The 601-nt window shown below is 51.1% G+C and carries 1 rRNA gene; it reads right to left on the reverse strand.

What is annotated here, in order from left to right:
* Positions 1 to 474 (reverse strand): 23S ribosomal RNA (locus tag FD09_RS15610); the annotation flags it as partial.
* Positions 475 to 601 lie beyond the last annotated feature (127 nt).

Consider the following 601-nt stretch of genomic DNA (forward strand, 5'->3'; position numbering starts at 1 on the left):
TTTAGCCTTGGGAGATGGTCCTCCCAGATTCCGACGGAATTTCACGTGTTCCGCCGTACTCAGGATCCTGCTTGGAGTGAAGTACTTTTCGGCTACGGGGCTCTCACCCGCTCTGGCTGACCTTCCCAGATCATTCGCCTAAGTGCTTCTTTTTTTACTCACTACCGCAGTCCTACAACCCCAGCATGCAAGCACGCTGGTTTGGGCTCTTTCCTGTTCGCTCGCCGCTACTTGGGAAATCGATATTTCTTTCTCTTCCTGTGGCTACTGAGATGTTTCAGTTCACCACGTCTGCCGCCATGAACGCTATGTATTCACGTCCAGGCAATCATCCTAAGGATGATTGGGTTCCCCCATTCGGAAATCTCCGGATCAAAGCTTACGTGCAGCTCCCCGGAGCATATCGGTGTTTGTCCCGTCCTTCATCGGCTCCTAGTGCCAAGGCATCCGCCGTGCGCCCTTCTTCACTTGACCTAAAATGGTCATTTACGGTGGACTATTCGTCCACCAAGAACTCAAAAAATCACAGTGGTGTTTCTCGGTGTGGTCAGACCCGAAGGCCTGACCGTCACTTCATAATATCCAGTTTTCAAAGAACAAA

The sequence above is a fragment of the Schleiferilactobacillus perolens DSM 12744 genome, assembly GCF_001435585.1.
GTDB classification, from domain to species: domain Bacteria; phylum Bacillota; class Bacilli; order Lactobacillales; family Lactobacillaceae; genus Schleiferilactobacillus; species Schleiferilactobacillus perolens.